A 16,293-nucleotide genomic window follows, 5' to 3' on the forward strand; every position below is an offset into this window, starting at 1 on the left:
TCGCTACCAACGCATTTCCATTTGAGAAACGATTCTTGCTGCTAGCTGATCGATTGCTTGTTGCATCGCCGTGTCCACTGACTGGCCAGCTTCGGGAACGAACCGAATGTTTTGGCCAAACGAAATAGCGGTGTCACTCATTGGAATCAAACTGTTTTGCATCAGCGGCTGACCGTTTCGCGACACCCAATCCGCACGCACGCTGACGGCCGCGTCCAATGCACGCGGGTCATCGGTACTGGCTTCGGTCAGCACTCGCTTCGATTCAGCCACGATACGGACTCGTAAAGTGCTATCCGCATTGGGGTCACCGGTGACAACGTAGTTGGTGCGATCTTGGATCTCTTTGACGATCGCTTCGGACAGCTGAGGACCCAGGCTGTGCCGGTACGTGTCGTTCTGAACAATCGGCACATGAACGGTGGTCACGCCAACGGGGAACAACGCATCGTTGCCATACTGATACGACGCGCAACCTCCAGCGGATGTCAGCCAGGCGACGATCGGCAAAAGGCACATCAGCACCAATCGAATTTTGCGGTTTTTGATCAACGCAGCATCGTCCCACGATTGGTGGTTGGTTGATTGGTAGGCGTTTCGTTTGTCAGCGGTTGGTTGGCGGGAGACTGGTTCGCCGGCGACTGGTTGGCTGGAGTCTGTTTCCTTTGCATTTTTGCAGGAACCAACGGCGATGATTGACGTGAATCAGGGAACACTTTGGTCAAAAACGCCAACTTCTTCTGCGGCACGGCGGGCAGCTTTTGAGTTTCCTGCAATCGTGAACGAGCGATCTTGGCCTGCGGTGCGCTGGGATGGTCACGCAAAATCTGTTGGTACTGCGCGGTCGCCGCTCCGTACTCTTCGCGTTTTTCCCGGTAGCGTGCTCGATGAGCCAATCGCTCGGCTTGGTGATAAGCCACTTCGCGTGTAGCGCGAGCCAACATTTCGTTGTACTCTTGCTTTTGCAATTTGTCGGGGAAGCGTTGACGAGTTTGCTTGATCAGTTTTTCGGATTCTTCCAGAACCAGTCCGCTGTAGTTTGGGCCTGCGTAGACTTCCAACTTACAGCGAATGCCAAGCAAATGAGCCAGGAACATATGGTCGCTATCGGTAAACGTTTCTCGCAAATCGGTTAAGAATTCATCCGCTTTTTCAAATTCATTTTGGCGAATGTACTCAGCCGCGGCCGCCATGGTCGCATCGTCCGCCAGTCGCCCGGTGGGGTCGTCGTAGCGAATTTGATCGAGCACTTTGATGGCGTGACCTTTGGAGTCGTAACCCGGACGTTTATGATCGAACAGATTGACTTTGTACCAAGCGTCCCCGCCAGCTCGACTGGTTGCGATCCAGTACTTGCTGATGTCAAAAAGTCTCGCTGCGACACGGTCGTTGTGCCGGTTGCGTGGGAAATCTTTTTGGAGCTTTTGGTAAGTCTTGGTTGCGTCGTTGAGTTCATTTGCAAAGAAATGACTCTCTGCCTGCATGAATAGGGCGTCTTGTTGCAGTGCAGACCCCGGCGCGGCATTGCCCGCTTTTCGAAAGAATTTGGCCGCCGCGGAATATTCGCTGGATGATTTACCGTTCGGCTTTCTTTTTGCTAAGCGAAACGCTGCGTCGGCTTTTTTGTACATGCTCTTGGCCGTCGCGGGATCTTCTTTCCACGATGTCAAAAAACTGACGACTCGATTGCCGCCGTCGGCGTCGGTGTAAGCCGCTGCGTCACCGTCGGCTTGAACCACCGGGTTGGCTTGTGATGGGGATTCGGTGGCACCTGCGGTCACGACTCCTCCCTGAGTGGATTCGCCACTGGCCAGTGTGACACTGGAGCCGGATTGGCTGTCGCCTTGGGAAATCAATTCCAAGGGCGTATCACCAAAGTCGGATGCCTGTGATTTGCGCAGCGACTGACAGCCAGTCAGCGCAATGGCCAAACCAGCAAGCAGCATCCATTTGCTGGAACTATGTAAGTGGCTGTTTAGAACATCACGAGGGGACATCATGCGTTCGGTTCCTTCCGGATCGCGGTTGGCAAGAAGGACTGCATGCGGGGTTGAGTGCCCAGCAGTGCCTGGAAATAGCGATTCATCACAGCCCTCAGTTCGCCGTAGACGGTTGCATCAACGGAAAGAGGAAATCGCACGTCGGTGGATAGCAGTCTCTGTAGTTCGTCGATTGAATCACAGGAGACCGAGAGAGTCTGGTGTTCGCGTGATCGGCAAGCGTTGCAGACCACACCGCCGCCGATCAGTGCAAAGGCCATTCGTTTCGTTCGCGGCACGATTTTGTCGCAGCCGGTACACGTCGTCGTCGAGGGCGCGTGCCCTAGCATTCGCAAAATCTGCGCATCGAAGAACAGCATCGCCGCAGCGATGGTGGTAGCGGGTTTTTTCAATCCGCAGTCGATTTGAGCGAGGGTCGCGATTGCCAAGTCGTAAACGTCGGGATGGGGGTCGTGTTTGTCGGTCAACAACCGCAGCATTTCGGCGATGTAGTAGCCTGCATACAGTTGTTGAAGTGAACGCTCAGCACCGCGAAACCGCTTTTGCAGTTTCGCTTCGGTCAAAAGATCGAGCGCATCGGCGTTCTTACGAATGACGACTACACGACAAACGGCCAGCAGGTCAAGCGAGCCTTCGAAGGGGCCTTTGGGCCGGCGTGCTCCTTTGGCGATCGCCGCCATTTGCCCAAAGTCACGCGACAACAGAGTGACGATCAGACTTGTCTCGCTAAATTCGATCGTGCGCAGGACGATTGCGGTCGTTTGTTCAGCGGCCACGGATGCAGGGGCACCTTCTTAAGAGAAACGAATTGGTTCGTATCTTCGGGCGGGCAGCGGCAATTTCCATTTTGAGCGCAGTTTCCCAGCCGGTCGTTTCACGGCACACCCACAGCGAAGACACGTACCGCTGAGCGATGATCGGTGTCGTCGTGCCGATGACTACAGTTCTCCGACTACAGTTCTCCGAGTTCACCCAATGAAGCAAGCAACTCGCTCATCTCTGCCGCTGCATGGGAGTCGCCTTGTGATCGAGCTTGCTCAATTCCGTCTCGTAAGAACTCTCTTGCTTCGTCCACTCGATCCAAGTCAGCAAGTTGTTGCGCGGCCATGAAAAACGCTGGGACGTACGGCGTCGCGTCTTTGGTCAGCTCTTGCAGCTTCGCAATGCTATCGTCGTGCGAACCTTCGCTTCGCAATTCCATGGCCAAGCTGTAACGCAGGAAAGTATCGGTGGGATCGTCGGCCAACATGGCCAAGATTTTTTCGCGTCGCGACATAGTAAGCAGAGTCAGTTGAATGAGGGGATTCGTCATGCGGTTGCTGAGCGTCGATTATCAGCCAGTTTCACGATTCGGGAAATGGTACCCAAGCGGTGAAGAGTCGCAGAATCGGAATAATCGTCAAATTCAGTTCAACTGTTACATGAGGACGGGCCGATATCAAGATTGATGGACTCCCCTTACGCATACACGCGAGATTTACGGATGAACCGCGGCAACCGCAGAATCATCGTAGCTTCGATCATTCTTACACTCCCTTTGGCGATCCTGCTGGGATCATTTTCCACTGGCGCTCCGCCCTACAAGGCAGCACACCGTACTTCCGCAAAGGCTTCCCAAAGTGGAGAAGGAAATGCAGGAAAGACGGGTTTGCGTTTGCCTGCGATCTTCCGCAAGCCGGCGACAAAGTCGACTCAATCGACGGCCAATCAGCCAACCGGCCATCACAATCATGGTCACCACGCACCTGTGACACGACAGAGTGTTCGCCAAGTTGCCGGTACTTCCAACGACACAGGGTTGACCGGAGGCATCTTGCACGCCTTCAGCGGCGGCAACGCTCAAGCGTCAACCAACGTGCGAACTGCGGCGCCTACCCGAACGACGGCGAACGCCCATCGTTCGCATGGATCAGCTGTTGTGCCTGCCGCTGGTGTGCTGGACGGGTTGGTCGAAGCAATCAAGCCTGCAAACAAGTCCACGAACACAGCTGCCCGCAATCATCGCCAGCAAATCGCACCGAACTGGGACGGTATCCCATTTCATAAGCCCAGTCGTGATACTGCTTCGTTGCAGCGCGGACCCATTCGCGATCCAAGTCAGGCACCCGCAGCTCAGGTCGCAACTTTGCCGCGTCCGGCAGCGACGCCACAAACGAGCGTTTCAGTTTCAACTGGGCGTTCGATCGCCGGAAGTCAATCGATCATGACTCGGTCGACAACTAAACCGGCACTTCAGGCGATGCCAGCGAGCAGTCGCATCAGTGGATCAGGAGCCGTCGTCAGTCGTCCACAATCTCTCAAAGATGCCAAACCGATCATCGTCGATCGCCGCGAAACCAACGTATTGTCATCGACCAGCAGTAGCCGACGTTCAGGCCGCCGCGTCATTGATGCGTTGGATCCATCGGAAATTGCTGCCGCTTCGACAACACCTGACGCCGTGGCAGCCGATACAAAATTGGACGAAGACTTAGTTCCAAAAGCTCCGCGGCGCATGATTGTTGACGCCGCTGCTTCCGCGAAGAAAGTTGCTGCTGTTGAAACTGCAAAAAAGGCTGCTGCCGATCTGGCTGCTTCCAAAGCCGAGGCTGCGAAATCGGCACTCCAAGACGCGGCGCAGGATCTGGCCGCGATCAAGTCATCGGTTGCTGACAAGGTGCAAGCCAAAGTATCGCCGTCAGCAGAGATTCCGATGAGTCTCTCTCCGGCACCCGCCAAAGCAAAGTCCGTTGCGGTTACCGCCCAGCCAACTCCAGCCGCATCGGCTCTCGCTGCTTCGGCGGCGAAATTGTCTGCTGCAACGGATGGTTCCGCCCAGACGCTTGCTGCCCCTGGAATCGCCAAGCTGAAGAAGCCTGCCCCGATGAAGTTGGATGTGACTACATCCGCTGCACCGTTGCCAGCCGAAAAGAAAACGGAAGCCACCACGCAACTGATGGCTCCGGCCGTCAGTCCAACTCCTGCGATTGCGAAGTCCAAGCCAGTCTTGAACGTGAAGGCACCTTCGTCGGTAACAGCTCATCGTGGTGAGACGCATTTCTCAGGACCGCCTGCTAACGCGTTTGACCAGCAAACCTCGATGGCCAATTCGACTCCGAAACTGACTGCAATTGGTTCGGGCGTGATCGCTCCGATCGAAAACGGTTCCCCATCGAGCTCGCCTTACGCATCACCTGATCAAGTTTCTGCTCCGCGAATTGCTCAGGCTCCCGCGACTTCGCAAACTTACGATCGCACCTACAGCCGTGACCCGTACATGGGCAACCAGTATTTGGATCCTCAGCCAGCGGTCAGCCAATTCGATGGCAACCAAAGTGCTGGTGCACAACTGGGCGGCGATCAGTTCGTTGGGCAGCAATTCGGACAGCAATACAGCAATGGTCCGTACATGCCGCAAACACAAGGCGTGACTCGCCCGATGCGAACGCAAGAGGCTGCCCCGGCGATTCAAGTTGAATCCAATTTTCAGCCGCGTGAACGACGCACGATTGCAAATGAAATGCGTCCTTCGCAGCCAGCCCAAGCGGCTGCGGTTCCTGCACCGACCAAACGAGTCGTCGATACTGGCAACTCGGTCGTTGCATCGGAGTTACCTGGGATTCGCGTCGTGACCCACGGTCCGAAGCAGATCATGATCCGTCAATCACACCAGTTTGAAATTCGCGTTGAAAATCGCGGATCGATCGATGCCGAAGGCGTCATGGTGCGTGCGATGATCCCAGACTGGGCCGAAGTGCTTGGTCAAAGTGCAAGTCGTGGTGGCATTGCTCCGGATAAAAACGCTGGCAAGGAACGTCTTGTTTGGACGATCGACGAGCTGCCGGCCGGAGCATCTGAAAAGATGTTGGTCCGTCTCAAGGCAGAACGAAGTGGTACTCACGGCCTGGATGTTGACTGGACGTTGATGCCTCAAAAGAGCGTGACTCAAATCGAAGTTCGTGAGCCACGTTTGGAATTGACCATTGAAGGCCCCGAAGAAGTCGTCTTTGGTCAGTCACAAACTTATCGCGTTCGCGTGCTGAATCCCGGTGACGGAATGGCTCCCAACGTGGTCTTCACGTTGTCGCCAAACTCCCCGACTCCTCAGACACAACGAATCGGCAACATCCCTCCTGGTAAGGAAGCTCAGTTTGAAGTCGAACTTACCGCACAGGATCTAGGCGACCTGAAAATTGCCGGCCTAGCATCGGGTGACTTGGAGCTTAGAGCCGAAGCGTCAAAGACAATTCGTGTTTCGGCAGCTCGACTGGAAGCCATGTTGACCGGACCTGAGTTGAAGTACCAAGACACCGAAGGGTCTTACAACTTGGAGATTCAGAACAAGGGAGTTGCGACCAGCGAAGACATTGTCGCGACGCTTCGCCTGCCAGCTGGTGTGAAATACGTCGGTGGTTTGGACAAAGCTGTTCAGCGGGGCTCCCAGTTGCAGTGGCAAGTCAGTTCATTGCCACCGTCGGCCGTTCGCAACTACCAGTTCCAGTGCAAAATGAACGCGACCGGCGAACAAGCGTTTGCGTTTGAGTGCAAGGGTTCGGCAGCGGGGGCGGCGAAGGTTTCGCTGGTCACACGAGTCGAATCGATCGCTGACTTGGTCATGACGATCAATGACCCTGCTGCACCGGCTCCCGTTGGTGCCGACGTGACTTACGAAATCACGATTCGTAACCGCGGCAGCAAAGCAGCGACCGACGTTCGTGCGATCGCACAGTTCAGCCATGGAATCGAACCCCGTCGCGTCGAAGGTCACAGCGGCGAAATGCTGACCGGACAAGTTCTGTTTGATCCGATTGCACGCATCGGTGCCGGCGAAGAAGTTCGCTTGAAGGTAGTCGCCAATGCAGCACGTCCTGGACACCACCGTTTCCGCAGCGAAATTCGCTCGGGCGATACGATCCTGGTCTCCGAAGAAGCGACGCACTACATGAACCCCAAGAGTGATCGTGTCAGTCGTCGCAGCGGCGACACACAAACTCGCTAGACGAGACTGAGCCTGACAAAAAACAAAACGCATCGGATAGGATCCGGTGCGTTTTTTGTGCGCAGGCGGGACGCGTCTACTTCACGTCAATGAATTCCAGCGGCTGCGTTTCGGTTACGTCCGCGACGCGGATGGCGAGTTCACCGGCCAGGATACGACGAAAGGTCTTGCCGACGATTTCGCCTCGCCAGCCTTTTAGCAGGGACGGTTCCGTATCGCTCTTGCGGCGATCAAGTTCGTAGCCAAGCAGTTCTCGGACGTCTTCGGCGTTTCCGACAATGGGCGGTGCCAGTTTTTGTTGGCGGCTGATGCAAGCGATCGACGTCGAAAGAAACTGGCTGAGCATCGGCGATACCACACGTCGTGTGCCGCGCGAACGTTTGGGCAAGTCGTCTTCGGGAACTGCCAACGCGTCGCCAATCGCTGTGGCGATATCTTCGTAGTGGTCTGTAAATCCGCGTCGATCGAGCCCGCGAATGTTGCGGATCTTTTTTTCATCTGACGAGCCGACCTTGGCAAGCTCGACGATCAAGTCGTCACGCATCACACGTTTGGTCAGCCGGTCGGTTGCCTTGGCTCGATTTTCACGCCACCGCCAAAGGTGTCTGACGATTTCTAGCTGTCTTGCATTGAGTCCCGATGAACCGCTGACGCGTCGCCAGTTTTCACGGTTTTCGGCATCGATGACGGCCTGCTGCTTCGACGCAGCTTCTTCGTCGACCCACTCCTTGCGATCCAGTTTGTCGATCATCGTGCTGAGCTTGCGGTACATCTCTTCCAGCTCAGTCACATCGTGCAATGCGTAGATGATTTGGTCTTTATTGAGTGGGCGATGACGCCAGTTGGTGCGTGTTTGCCCTTTCGGCAGCGTTTTGTTGCAAAGCCGATTGACCAGATTTCCTAGAGACGCGGGATATTCCATGCCCACGAATCCAGCTGCCAGCTGAGTATCGAAAAGACCGCCGATTGGCTTCCCTGTAAATCGGTAGCAAAAACGCGACTCTTCTCGTGCTGCGTGTGCAATCACGGTTCGACCCGGTTCGGCGATCAGATCCCAAAACGGCTGCGTATCTCCGATGGGCATCGGATCGATGATGGCCAAAATGTCTCCGGCAGCGACTTGCACGAGGCACAATTGGGGCCGGTAGCAGTCTTCGGAGACAAATTCGGTGTCAAAGGCGATGACTTTCTGCTTGGCTAGTTCAGTGCAGAGATCGTCCAAGCCGGCGGCTGTGTTTATATACTCGTGTTTCAACGTTACGCTGACATTCAAAAAGGCATCGAAAAGGTCGTCCATAGGGCGAACAATGACTGTAACCGCCCTGATACTTATCGCCTATCCAACCAAACGTGACAAATCGCACTCCACCTGAAAACATTTTGCCGCAGCCTGGGCGAGATCGGGATTCACAGACGGTCCTCGCCGCCCCAATGGCCTGGTTGGTCAGCGTCAGAAACGAAGTCGAATTTTCGCTCGCGGCAAGCTATGGCGTAGATATCGTCGATTTCAAAGAACCTCGCAAAGGCGCGCTCGCTCCGGTCGACCCGCAGATTTGGCAACAGGCCGCCCGTTTGCAATCGAGTACTTCGGCGGCGACGGATTCGGCAGCCTTTGAATTGTCGGCTGCCCTTGGGGAACGTAGTGACATGTTGCAAATCGCCAGCTCGGTGCCGCCGTCGTTTGCATTTGCCAAAGTCGGCCCCAGTCAGTGTGATTCGCCGCAAGACCTTTTGCAGCTCTGGGATGACGCCGCACAGCGTTTGCCTGCTAGCGTCGAACTGGTTGCGGTGGCCTATGCCGATTACGGAAACGCCGCCTGTTTGCCACCCGAAGAAGTTTTTGAATTGGCCAGCCAACGTGGGATGAAACGCTGCTTGCTTGACACGTTTACAAAAACGGGCGTCGCAACTCTTGACGCTTTGGGGATCGAACGCTTGCGAAGGCTTGCGACCCTGGCCCGTAGCCGAGGCATTTGGTGGACGCTAGCCGGTTCGATCAAGTTGTCGCACCTAGAGCAACTCTTGGCAAATCGCATCGATCCTCACTGCATCGGGATTCGAGGGGACGCCTGTGATCAGAATCGCACTTCTTCGTTGTCGTCAGAACGCCTGAAACTTTGGTCTGACACGATGGGCAAACGCAAAGCAATTGCCGCGGATGATGCGGCGTCGTAAGACGCTGCGTCCAACTTCTGGGGCCAATGCGTGCGAACTGTCTCTAAGCCCAGTTCAGACCGGTCATGTCTTTGAGGCGTTCTTCAAAGTTGCCGATCAGGCCGCCGATCATGGTCCACTGATCCGCGCCGCGTAGTTCGATCTCTCCGAATTTGTTGATGCGGATAATCGAATCGCTCTTCACGCCCGCGTCGTGCAATTCCTTGAAATCAATTTCGCCTTCGTTGACGATATCCAGCAAGGTCTTGCCTGTTAATTCGATGAACTGCATCTTCGCTATACCTAAGGATCTGTTGTGGCGGTTTGATCTTTTGATTGCAAAAGAAACGTTCATTCCGAAAGCTCTTCTTAGACGAAAAGTATCCCGTGAACATCGATTGCACCCTACAGTCTACTTCACAAATCGAGATCAGATTCCCTAATTGGCAGTGATTGTCGATACTTGGATTTCATCGTTTTTTTCTTGACATTGCAGGGCCAGATAGTCCGTTTTCGCGGGCAATTGCTCGCTGAGTTTCAACTGAACTGGACCGTGTTTTCGGGTGGACTTAGGTAGGTTGGGTTTGGTAGCTAAGGGGCTCATTGCTTGACCTACTACCCAACTCCGTGCGGCGCCTTATGCATTCATCGACAAATCAGAATTCGGGTGCGCGGATGTTGTTGATTGATGAAAACATCCGCGATTCGGGGGGGCACTATTTGGAACTTGCTCAGTTGTTGATGCAGGGGGCAAAGCAGCATGGGTATCGTCCGACGCTGGCCACCAATCAGTCCTTTGATCAAGGCAAAGCGTCTGAATTGCACTGCGATATTCGTAGTGTGTTTGAGCCGCGACGAATGAATGCTTGGTCGTTGGGGGTAGATGGCAATTCGCTTGTGCAGCGTGCTGGAATGGCTCGGCCTGTTGGTGCCAGTTTCCCACTTCGCGCGTCTCAACAAGTTCGTGATGCCCTGTCCCGTCGTCAACGCAACCCACAGCGAATGATCCAACAGTGGTCCGATGGTTTTCTAAAATTGATAAACGATTGGAAGCCCGAAGCTGCGGACCAGATATTGGTAAACACCGCTGATGATTTTGTCATGCTGGCTCTGTCAAACGCGCTGCAGCAATACAAATCATCGACGCCGCTGAGTGTTAGTGCGATTTTTCACTTTGCTCTCTTTGCGTCCAACAAAATCACGCGACGAGCGCGAGAATTTGGGCAGCAGGTCAATGCTGCGGTCCAGGCCAGTCAGCCGCATTCGATTTCGCTTTTCGCAACCACTCATTCTCTGTCTAGTCAGCTTGAAGCCGTGGGCGTTGATGCTGCTCCGGTGCCCTATCCAACGCGTTCGCGGCAGTCGGTCATGCGGCATGAAAAACGGAACGCAGAGCAGCCACTGAAAATCTTGATGGCCGGTATGCCGCGTGCTGAAAAAGGACGTGACAAGATCGCGACGCTGCTTTCGGCAATTCATCGTCCGTTTCTTGCGGACAATCAGTATCGCTTTTCGCTGCAAGTGCGTCCCGACACGTGGAAGCGATTGATCCCGTCGGAATTGCATCCCGCCTATCACGCGGCTGTTGATCGTCATTCGGCTGACACGGTTAGCCCGCTGGAAATTGTCTCGTCCGATTTGCCTGGGCAAGAGTATCACCAATGGCTGGGGACCGCTGATGTCGGGCTCTTTCTGTATGATCCGGTCCGATACGAAGCCCGTTGCAGCGGCGTGTTATTGGAAATGATGGTGGCGGGCGTTCCCGTTGTCGTTCCTGAAAAATGCTGGTTAGACGATCAGCTACAAGTGGCCGGCGGCGATGGGGCGATCGGATATCGCTATCGCACAATCGATCAGATCCCGAGTCTGTTGCAGCGAATTCGTGGCGACTACGTTGCTTTGCGTGATCGGTCGCAACGTTACGCAGACGTCATGCGCAAGCGGCACACCGGAGCCAACACGATCAAGCAAATGGGCATGCCGGTCGTCAATGCACAGCATCGAATGGCGTCGTAACGCAACTATCAGAGTAGATTGAAATGAAGATTCGGCACTACCTTCGCTATCCGATCGATATTGCACGGGCCAAAAACCGGCTCAGCGACCGATCCGCAGGCACATCGGTTTTCGGCAACCGTCCGATCGTTCTGGATCTGTACACGCCGGATTTACTGATTGACTGTGGTCGGCACTTCGCCTCGATCGCACACTACGCCGCACAACATCAGTCGGCGTTGATCATTCGTTGTCAACGACTGTTGCTGGCAGCGATCGCGCATAAACCATTTGGGACTCAAGCCCTGGAGATGCAAAACGTATCCTGGGTCGGTGACGATCAGTTGGTGCCGGCAAACGCAGTCGTCATGACGGACGTGGCCAATCGTGACGTCACACGCCGTTTGAATGGTCAGCCGATCACGACGATGTTGATCGGAAAGGACTTCATGATTGGCGATGACATCGCGCCGGCCGGTTCCGTGATGCCTTATCCAATGCACCCCGCGATTTTGAAATTCGCTGACCGCAGTTGTTTGTTAGCTAGTCGAGCGACGTCGAATCGCTCAGGTCTTTTTTTCGCAGGCAGTCAACGTGCCAAGTATGGTCGCGATGTGATGCGAAAAGGCTTTGATGTGCTGAACCGCTTGGAGATCCTGGATTGTGTGCGTCAGACGTACGAACAACGCATTGTCACCCAGCGAAGTGAAGTTCAGTCTGCGGATCGCATGCCGATTATTTTGCCGCCGACGGAGGCTGGTGATGCAGCAGTTCCCATCTCCACCGATCAATGGCTACCCACGTTGGCGCAGCATCAGTTCTTTTTGTGTTGTCCTGGTATCGCTCAGCCAATGTGTCACAACATCATCGAAGCGATGAGTGTTGGGGTGATTCCTGTGGTTGAGTACCCCGAGCGGTTTTGCCCAATGTTGATCGATGGCCAGAACGCAATCACCTACCGTGGACGTCAAGGATTGCATGCCGCGATCGAACGAATCGACGCGATGGATCGGGATGTAATTGCCGCGATAAGCGAGCGTGTGTCGACTTACTATGACGAACACCTTGATGGCGAACGTTTCATTGGCCGCTTGCTGTCAGAAACGAACGAACGTCGGCCATCGGCCATTTGTTTGCCCTTTCACGATGAAAACCTGACTGCAATGAAGTCCATCAAACTTGCCGCTGCAGCAGTAGCTTAGAGCATCGTCTGCGTGCCGAATCGATGCGCAGTCTGTTGGTGCCAAGCACCACGGACCATCTCACTTCTCTAGCAGCTCGGTGACGGTCGGCTCAAGCTTGCTACCAGTGAAATCCAGGGCAACGATGCGCTGCTGTTGGTCCAAGATGGCGACGAAAGGCATCGATACCATGCCGAATTGCGCGGCCACCGGATTCCCCATGCCTTGATCGGCAGACGATTCGCTCCGGTAACTGGGAAAGCCCAGCTTCTTGTCGGGCTCGAATTCGTCGACGCGTGTATCGGCGGGATCCAGGTTCATGCCCACAATGACGACGTCGTCGGGATGTTCGTTTTGAATGCGTTTGAGCATAGGAATCACTTGCAGCGATTCGGGAAAACCGGTCGCCCAAAATGGCATCAAGATGACTTTGCCATCGTGGTTTGAAAGCGGCATCGAATTGCCGCTAGTCGACGGCAGGTCGGGTGCGTAAACATTCCCGATCACACGCTGGCGAGCTGCACGTGCTTCCAATGCCACACTTACTTCGCGACCGGTGGCGGTTTTGGGATTCTTGAAACGGTCTTGCATGATTTGATACGTCACAGTCGCCAGCGAATCGGCTCCTGAAGCTTCAAATTCAAGTGCCGCTCCTGCCAAATACTGCACGGTGACAAGGTCGGGGGCATCGTTGATCAATTCGTCGACCGATTCGATCCATTGATTTTTAGTAACTGATTTGCCCGCGACGATCGAAGCACGCATTCTTTCGACGACATCGAAGCGGACATTGCCCGCCGCCTGCGCCGCCATTTTTGCTATCTCAGGATTGGAGGAGTCCGCAAACAAATCTAGGATCCGCTGGCGTACTTTGACGGCCTGTTCGTCGAATTCGTACTGTGCCAGCAGGCCACGGGCGTGACCCATCATCATCAACGCAGGCACATCGGGCTGGTCATCAGAAGAATCGACGGATTCAACGAGCGATACAATCTGATCCGCGGCACCCTCCTTGCCAGCTTGCAGCGATTCGATGGCAAATCCGATCAGCACAACACGGCTGTCAGCCACCAGCAGACGGTCATTGGACTGAAAGTTCTTTTTGGCCAGCGTAGCAAGATCCTCGGCGGCTTTTAGGTTTCCCTGAGCGGCCAAGTGTGACAGTGACTGCATTTCGCCGCGTGCGCCTTCGATCTGTTGCGTCGCATCGGCGTCCGGATGTTCAATTAGGCGGCGAGAAGCTTCGAGCTTGGTTTTCGCGACTCGGTTCATCTCTTTGAACGCTTCGTTTCGGTCCGATATCCCGCGTCCCGAAAACAGCAATTGCATGTACTGGTCGGCTTTGCCGAGAAAGATGATCAGCTCCTGCGGCGACAAATCCGCTGCCAGTTGAAGCGGTTCGGTCTGGTCCTCGGTTTCGGCTGTTTCGTCTTCCGCGGGGGCGATCGTCAGCGGCGACCGATACGGTTCTGGTTCATCGCCGACGATGCCGGTGTCGGACGGCTCTCCACCTTGAATGGGAGTCATATCCGTCGACGTCGCATCGAGAGCGGGAGGCATGAATTCTTCGCCACGCTCGGGGGCTTGCGAGTGCGTCGGGGCAAAGTCGGGGTTAGTCGATGTCGTCGGCTGGATCAGTTGCGACGCCATTTGACCGGAGGGATCCGCGTCTAAATCGGGCGGATTGTCGATGGAGGTGTCTTCGGACATGCTGCAGCCAGAGCAAACAAACGCTAACGCAAGCCCGGCTAGCAAAGCCTGTCGCCGGGGAGCCAGTGGCTGGGGAAATCGGCTTGCATTGTGAACGGTACTGATGGCGCGAAACATGCGTCGTCCCGAGATGGCAGGGGGTGGCTCTGGCGAACTGGTGCAGCACCAGTCGGTGCTGCGATCCCAATGATATCGCGCAGGGGCCTTCTCGTCGGCAGCTGATTGCGTTTTTAAATCGAGTCGCAGGAGATTGATCGAGTTTCAGACGTCGGCAAGCTAGAGGGGGGCGTCACGGGGAGTCATCCCGTTCGCACGCCTATTCCGGCACGGCGACGATTTCGTTGCCAGCTCGCGTCGACATGCCTTGCCACACTTTCATGTCAATAGAATCAGACACGAAACGCACGGACCCGTCCATCAACGAAGCATTGACCCCGCCTTGGTGAAAGCTACGTGATGTGACTGCAGCGTAGGTGAGCGCCGTTGTCGTTTTGCCTTCTCGCATGTTGGTGAAATCGACGTCATGTTCGATTCCACTGACGGGACAAAGGATTTTTTTGTTTGGCGAAAACGTCGTCGTGAAACCACTTTGATGCACTCGGCCATCGACCCATTCGGTGTGTCCCGAGTTGGATTTAAATGATCCTCCCAAGGCACAGATTTCGACTGGTTCGGTTGGCATGTCGATCGAACCAAATGTTTCAGCGTCACGATAGTACGGACGCCACGATTTGACTTCGGAAAAGGCGAGTGTGTTGGATAGGCCGTCTAGGACGTCGCGAAAACGCGACATGCGGTTGGCCACGAAAGAACCTTCACCGACCGTTTGATTGTTTGGGTTGTAGACGAACCACGGACCAGCGTTGTACGCATAGTTCAGCGGATGATGGTACGGGTCGCCGTTGGAATCAAAACGTTCTTGGTCGCCTTGTGGATCGCTGGGGCAAAGGTAAACCGGAACTCGAAAGCTGGAAACCTTGATGTCTTCGCCGTCCACGTGAATCGTCGATGCGCCATATCCGGCCGCAAAGTCGATACTGGAGGACAGGCCAACGGCTTCGACAAACGGGAGGATGCGTGCTTGGGCTGACCAGCCATCGCCACTAAGAGCAGGTTGCGTCCACGCAGGCGGAGTCCGTTTGTAGGCTGATTCGTAGTTGTGAACCGCCAGCAGGACTTGATGCAAATTATTGGTGCAGCTCATTCGACGCGCGGCTTCGCGAGCTGCTTGAACGGCAGGAAGCAGTAGGCCGACCAAAATTCCGATGATCGCAATCACCACGAGCAGTTCGACCAGCGTAAATCCGCGTTGGGACTTCAATCCGTTTTGGACTGGGCGTCGCGTGTTTCCGTGAGTGAGTTTCAGCAAATTCATTTCGATACCAGATCGCTAGCGGAAAAACGGGAATGCCAGACAGAAGTATGTGCGTTCGACTTGAACGCGGATGGCATGGCCGATGCGTGGCTGGCTGGGAATCAAACGTGATCAGTGCGGTGCTGTGTAGCACCGCCGGTGTGAAATCACACGGGATCAACGCGACTCTGGCTTGCTGCGTAGTCGGTGAGTGGTAATCAACGTTACGAAGCAAACAGCTTGCTGGTGTTGAGAACCATTCTCAGCAAAGTTTGCCCGGAAGCGACGGTGGATTCAAGGAGTGAAGCCTTGTTATTCCGAGGAATCATGGCATTTATCGCAGATTCCACAGAAAGAGGCGGGGGGTGGCTACCGCCGTTTGAGCGATGCGAGCCAGAATTCGACGGCTCGCCGGTTGGATTCAAACGCCATCGACTCCAGGTACTCCGGTCCCGGCTGGACCCAGACAAATTGGTCCAACTCGTCGGCAGCCAAGTTGATCACCGTCGAATCGGCGACTTCGCAAAGATAGAACAAGTCAATCACCGGCGAAACGACGCCTTGGTAGTTGTACTGATTGGGGCCAGTCATCAGAAGTTTGCTGCTGGTTACGACTAGCTGCGTTTCCTCGATGACTTCGCGAGCCAATGCTTCTTCGACATTCTCGTCACGGTCCACGAAACCGCCCGGCAGTCCCCACAAACCTTTGCCAGGGTCACGTGATCGTCGTACCAAAAGCAACCGTTGCTCCGCATCGACGACCAGTCCGCCCACCGCAGCCACCGGACCAAAGAACAATGAGAACTGACACGAATGGCATCGAAAGGGAACTGAGCCGACGTCCCGTGACTCCGCGCCGCATCTGGGACAGAAGCGGTAGACGGACTCAATTGGATTTGATTCGGTCGTCATGACAAAGGG

The 16,293-nt window shown here is 55.0% G+C and carries 13 protein-coding genes; 4 read left to right on the top strand and 9 right to left on the bottom strand.

From position 1 onward, the window contains the following. Positions 1 to 3 precede the first annotated feature (3 nt). The 4 genes from lptE to K239x_RS07245 all read right to left on the bottom strand — a co-directional run bounded on the left by lptE (position 4) and on the right by K239x_RS07245 (position 3,312). A complete protein-coding gene (lptE, locus tag K239x_RS07230) occupies positions 4 to 552 on the bottom strand; it encodes an LPS assembly lipoprotein LptE (protein WP_419189776.1) in 549 nt (182 codons plus the stop codon). Beyond that, positions 549 to 2,000, bottom strand: coding sequence for a tetratricopeptide repeat protein (locus K239x_RS07235; RefSeq protein ID WP_419189777.1), 1,452 nt, complete (start codon positions 1,998 to 2,000; stop codon positions 549 to 551). The genes lptE and K239x_RS07235 overlap by 4 nt, the downstream gene beginning before the upstream one ends. Continuing rightward, a complete protein-coding gene (gene recO / locus K239x_RS07240; RefSeq protein ID WP_145417108.1) occupies positions 1,997 to 2,776 on the bottom strand; it encodes a DNA repair protein RecO in 780 nt (259 codons plus the stop codon). Before recO ends, K239x_RS07235 begins: the two co-directional genes overlap by 4 nt. Positions 2,777 to 2,952: 176 nt before the next feature. Next, the gene (locus tag K239x_RS07245; protein WP_419189778.1) at positions 2,953 to 3,312 is read right to left on the bottom strand and encodes a hypothetical protein; all 360 of its coding nucleotides are present in this window, start codon (positions 3,310 to 3,312) and stop codon (positions 2,953 to 2,955) included. A gap of 171 nt (positions 3,313 to 3,483) precedes the next feature. On the opposite strand from K239x_RS07245, the gene K239x_RS07250 reads away from it, so the two are divergent. After that, positions 3,484 to 6,978: a DUF11 domain-containing protein gene (locus K239x_RS07250; RefSeq protein WP_145417109.1), complete on the top strand. Its 3,495-nt coding sequence runs from the start codon at positions 3,484 to 3,486 to the stop codon at positions 6,976 to 6,978. 76 nt (positions 6,979 to 7,054) lie between these two features. Here the strand turns inward: K239x_RS07250 and K239x_RS07255 are convergent, their stop codons facing one another. After that, on the bottom strand, positions 7,055 to 8,233 hold the full coding sequence (locus K239x_RS07255; RefSeq protein WP_419190056.1) for a ribonuclease D: 1,179 nt from the start codon (positions 8,231 to 8,233) through the stop codon (positions 7,055 to 7,057). A 95-nt stretch (positions 8,234 to 8,328) separates the two neighbouring features. Between K239x_RS07255 and K239x_RS07260 the strand changes: the two genes are divergently transcribed. Further along, positions 8,329 to 9,153 (top strand): (5-formylfuran-3-yl)methyl phosphate synthase, encoded by an 825-nt coding sequence (locus K239x_RS07260; RefSeq protein WP_145417111.1) that lies wholly within the window; start codon positions 8,329 to 8,331, stop codon positions 9,151 to 9,153. Between the two features lie 43 nt (positions 9,154 to 9,196). Here K239x_RS07260 and K239x_RS07265 read toward each other — a convergent pair whose 3' ends face one another. Next, positions 9,197 to 9,424 (bottom strand): hypothetical protein, encoded by a 228-nt coding sequence (locus K239x_RS07265; protein ID WP_145417112.1) that lies wholly within the window; start codon positions 9,422 to 9,424, stop codon positions 9,197 to 9,199. 383 nt (positions 9,425 to 9,807) lie between these two features. Between K239x_RS07265 and K239x_RS07270 the strand changes: the two genes are divergently transcribed. Together K239x_RS07270 and K239x_RS07275 are read left to right on the top strand one after the other, a co-directional pair. Next, positions 9,808 to 11,148, top strand: coding sequence for a glycosyltransferase (locus tag K239x_RS07270; RefSeq protein ID WP_419189779.1), 1,341 nt, complete (start codon positions 9,808 to 9,810; stop codon positions 11,146 to 11,148). Between the two features lie 23 nt (positions 11,149 to 11,171). After that, positions 11,172 to 12,329 (top strand): hypothetical protein, encoded by a 1,158-nt coding sequence (locus K239x_RS07275; RefSeq protein WP_145417114.1) that lies wholly within the window; start codon positions 11,172 to 11,174, stop codon positions 12,327 to 12,329. A gap of 60 nt (positions 12,330 to 12,389) precedes the next feature. On the opposite strand, the gene K239x_RS07280 is transcribed toward K239x_RS07275, so the two are convergent. From K239x_RS07280 to K239x_RS07290, 3 genes are all read right to left on the bottom strand, one after another. Further along, complete coding sequence (locus tag K239x_RS07280; protein ID WP_419189780.1) at positions 12,390 to 14,135, bottom strand: TlpA family protein disulfide reductase; 1,746 nt, start codon at positions 14,133 to 14,135, stop codon at positions 12,390 to 12,392. A gap of 199 nt (positions 14,136 to 14,334) precedes the next feature. Continuing rightward, positions 14,335 to 15,393, bottom strand: a complete 1,059-nt coding sequence (locus tag K239x_RS07285; protein WP_145417116.1) for a DUF1559 domain-containing protein — start codon at positions 15,391 to 15,393, stop codon at positions 14,335 to 14,337. A gap of 348 nt (positions 15,394 to 15,741) precedes the next feature. Then, positions 15,742 to 16,284: an NUDIX hydrolase gene (locus tag K239x_RS07290; RefSeq protein ID WP_145417117.1), complete on the bottom strand. Its 543-nt coding sequence runs from the start codon at positions 16,282 to 16,284 to the stop codon at positions 15,742 to 15,744. Between the last annotated feature and the right edge of the window lie 9 nt (positions 16,285 to 16,293).

The sequence above is a fragment of the Stieleria marina genome (assembly GCA_007741555.1).
Taxonomy (GTDB): Bacteria; Planctomycetota; Planctomycetia; order Pirellulales; family Pirellulaceae; genus K23-9.

Coding starts and splice junctions, on each gene's coding strand:
- K239x_RS07280 (WP_419189780.1), bottom strand. CDS start 14,135: ATGTTTCGCGCCATCAGTACCGTTCACAATGCAAGCCGATTTCCCCAG.
- K239x_RS07285 (WP_145417116.1), bottom strand. CDS start 15,393: ATGAATTTGCTGAAACTCACTCACGGAAACACGCGACGCCCAGTCCAA.
- K239x_RS07235 (WP_419189777.1), bottom strand. CDS start 2,000: ATGATGTCCCCTCGTGATGTTCTAAACAGCCACTTACATAGTTCCAGC.
- K239x_RS07245 (WP_419189778.1), bottom strand. CDS start 3,312: ATGACGAATCCCCTCATTCAACTGACTCTGCTTACTATGTCGCGACGC.
- K239x_RS07250 (WP_145417109.1), top strand. CDS start 3,484: ATGAACCGCGGCAACCGCAGAATCATCGTAGCTTCGATCATTCTTACA.
- K239x_RS07275 (WP_145417114.1), top strand. CDS start 11,172: ATGAAGATTCGGCACTACCTTCGCTATCCGATCGATATTGCACGGGCC.
- K239x_RS07265 (WP_145417112.1), bottom strand. CDS start 9,424: ATGCAGTTCATCGAATTAACAGGCAAGACCTTGCTGGATATCGTCAAC.
- K239x_RS07290 (WP_145417117.1), bottom strand. CDS start 16,284: ATGACGACCGAATCAAATCCAATTGAGTCCGTCTACCGCTTCTGTCCC.
- K239x_RS07270 (WP_419189779.1), top strand. CDS start 9,808: ATGTTGTTGATTGATGAAAACATCCGCGATTCGGGGGGGCACTATTTG.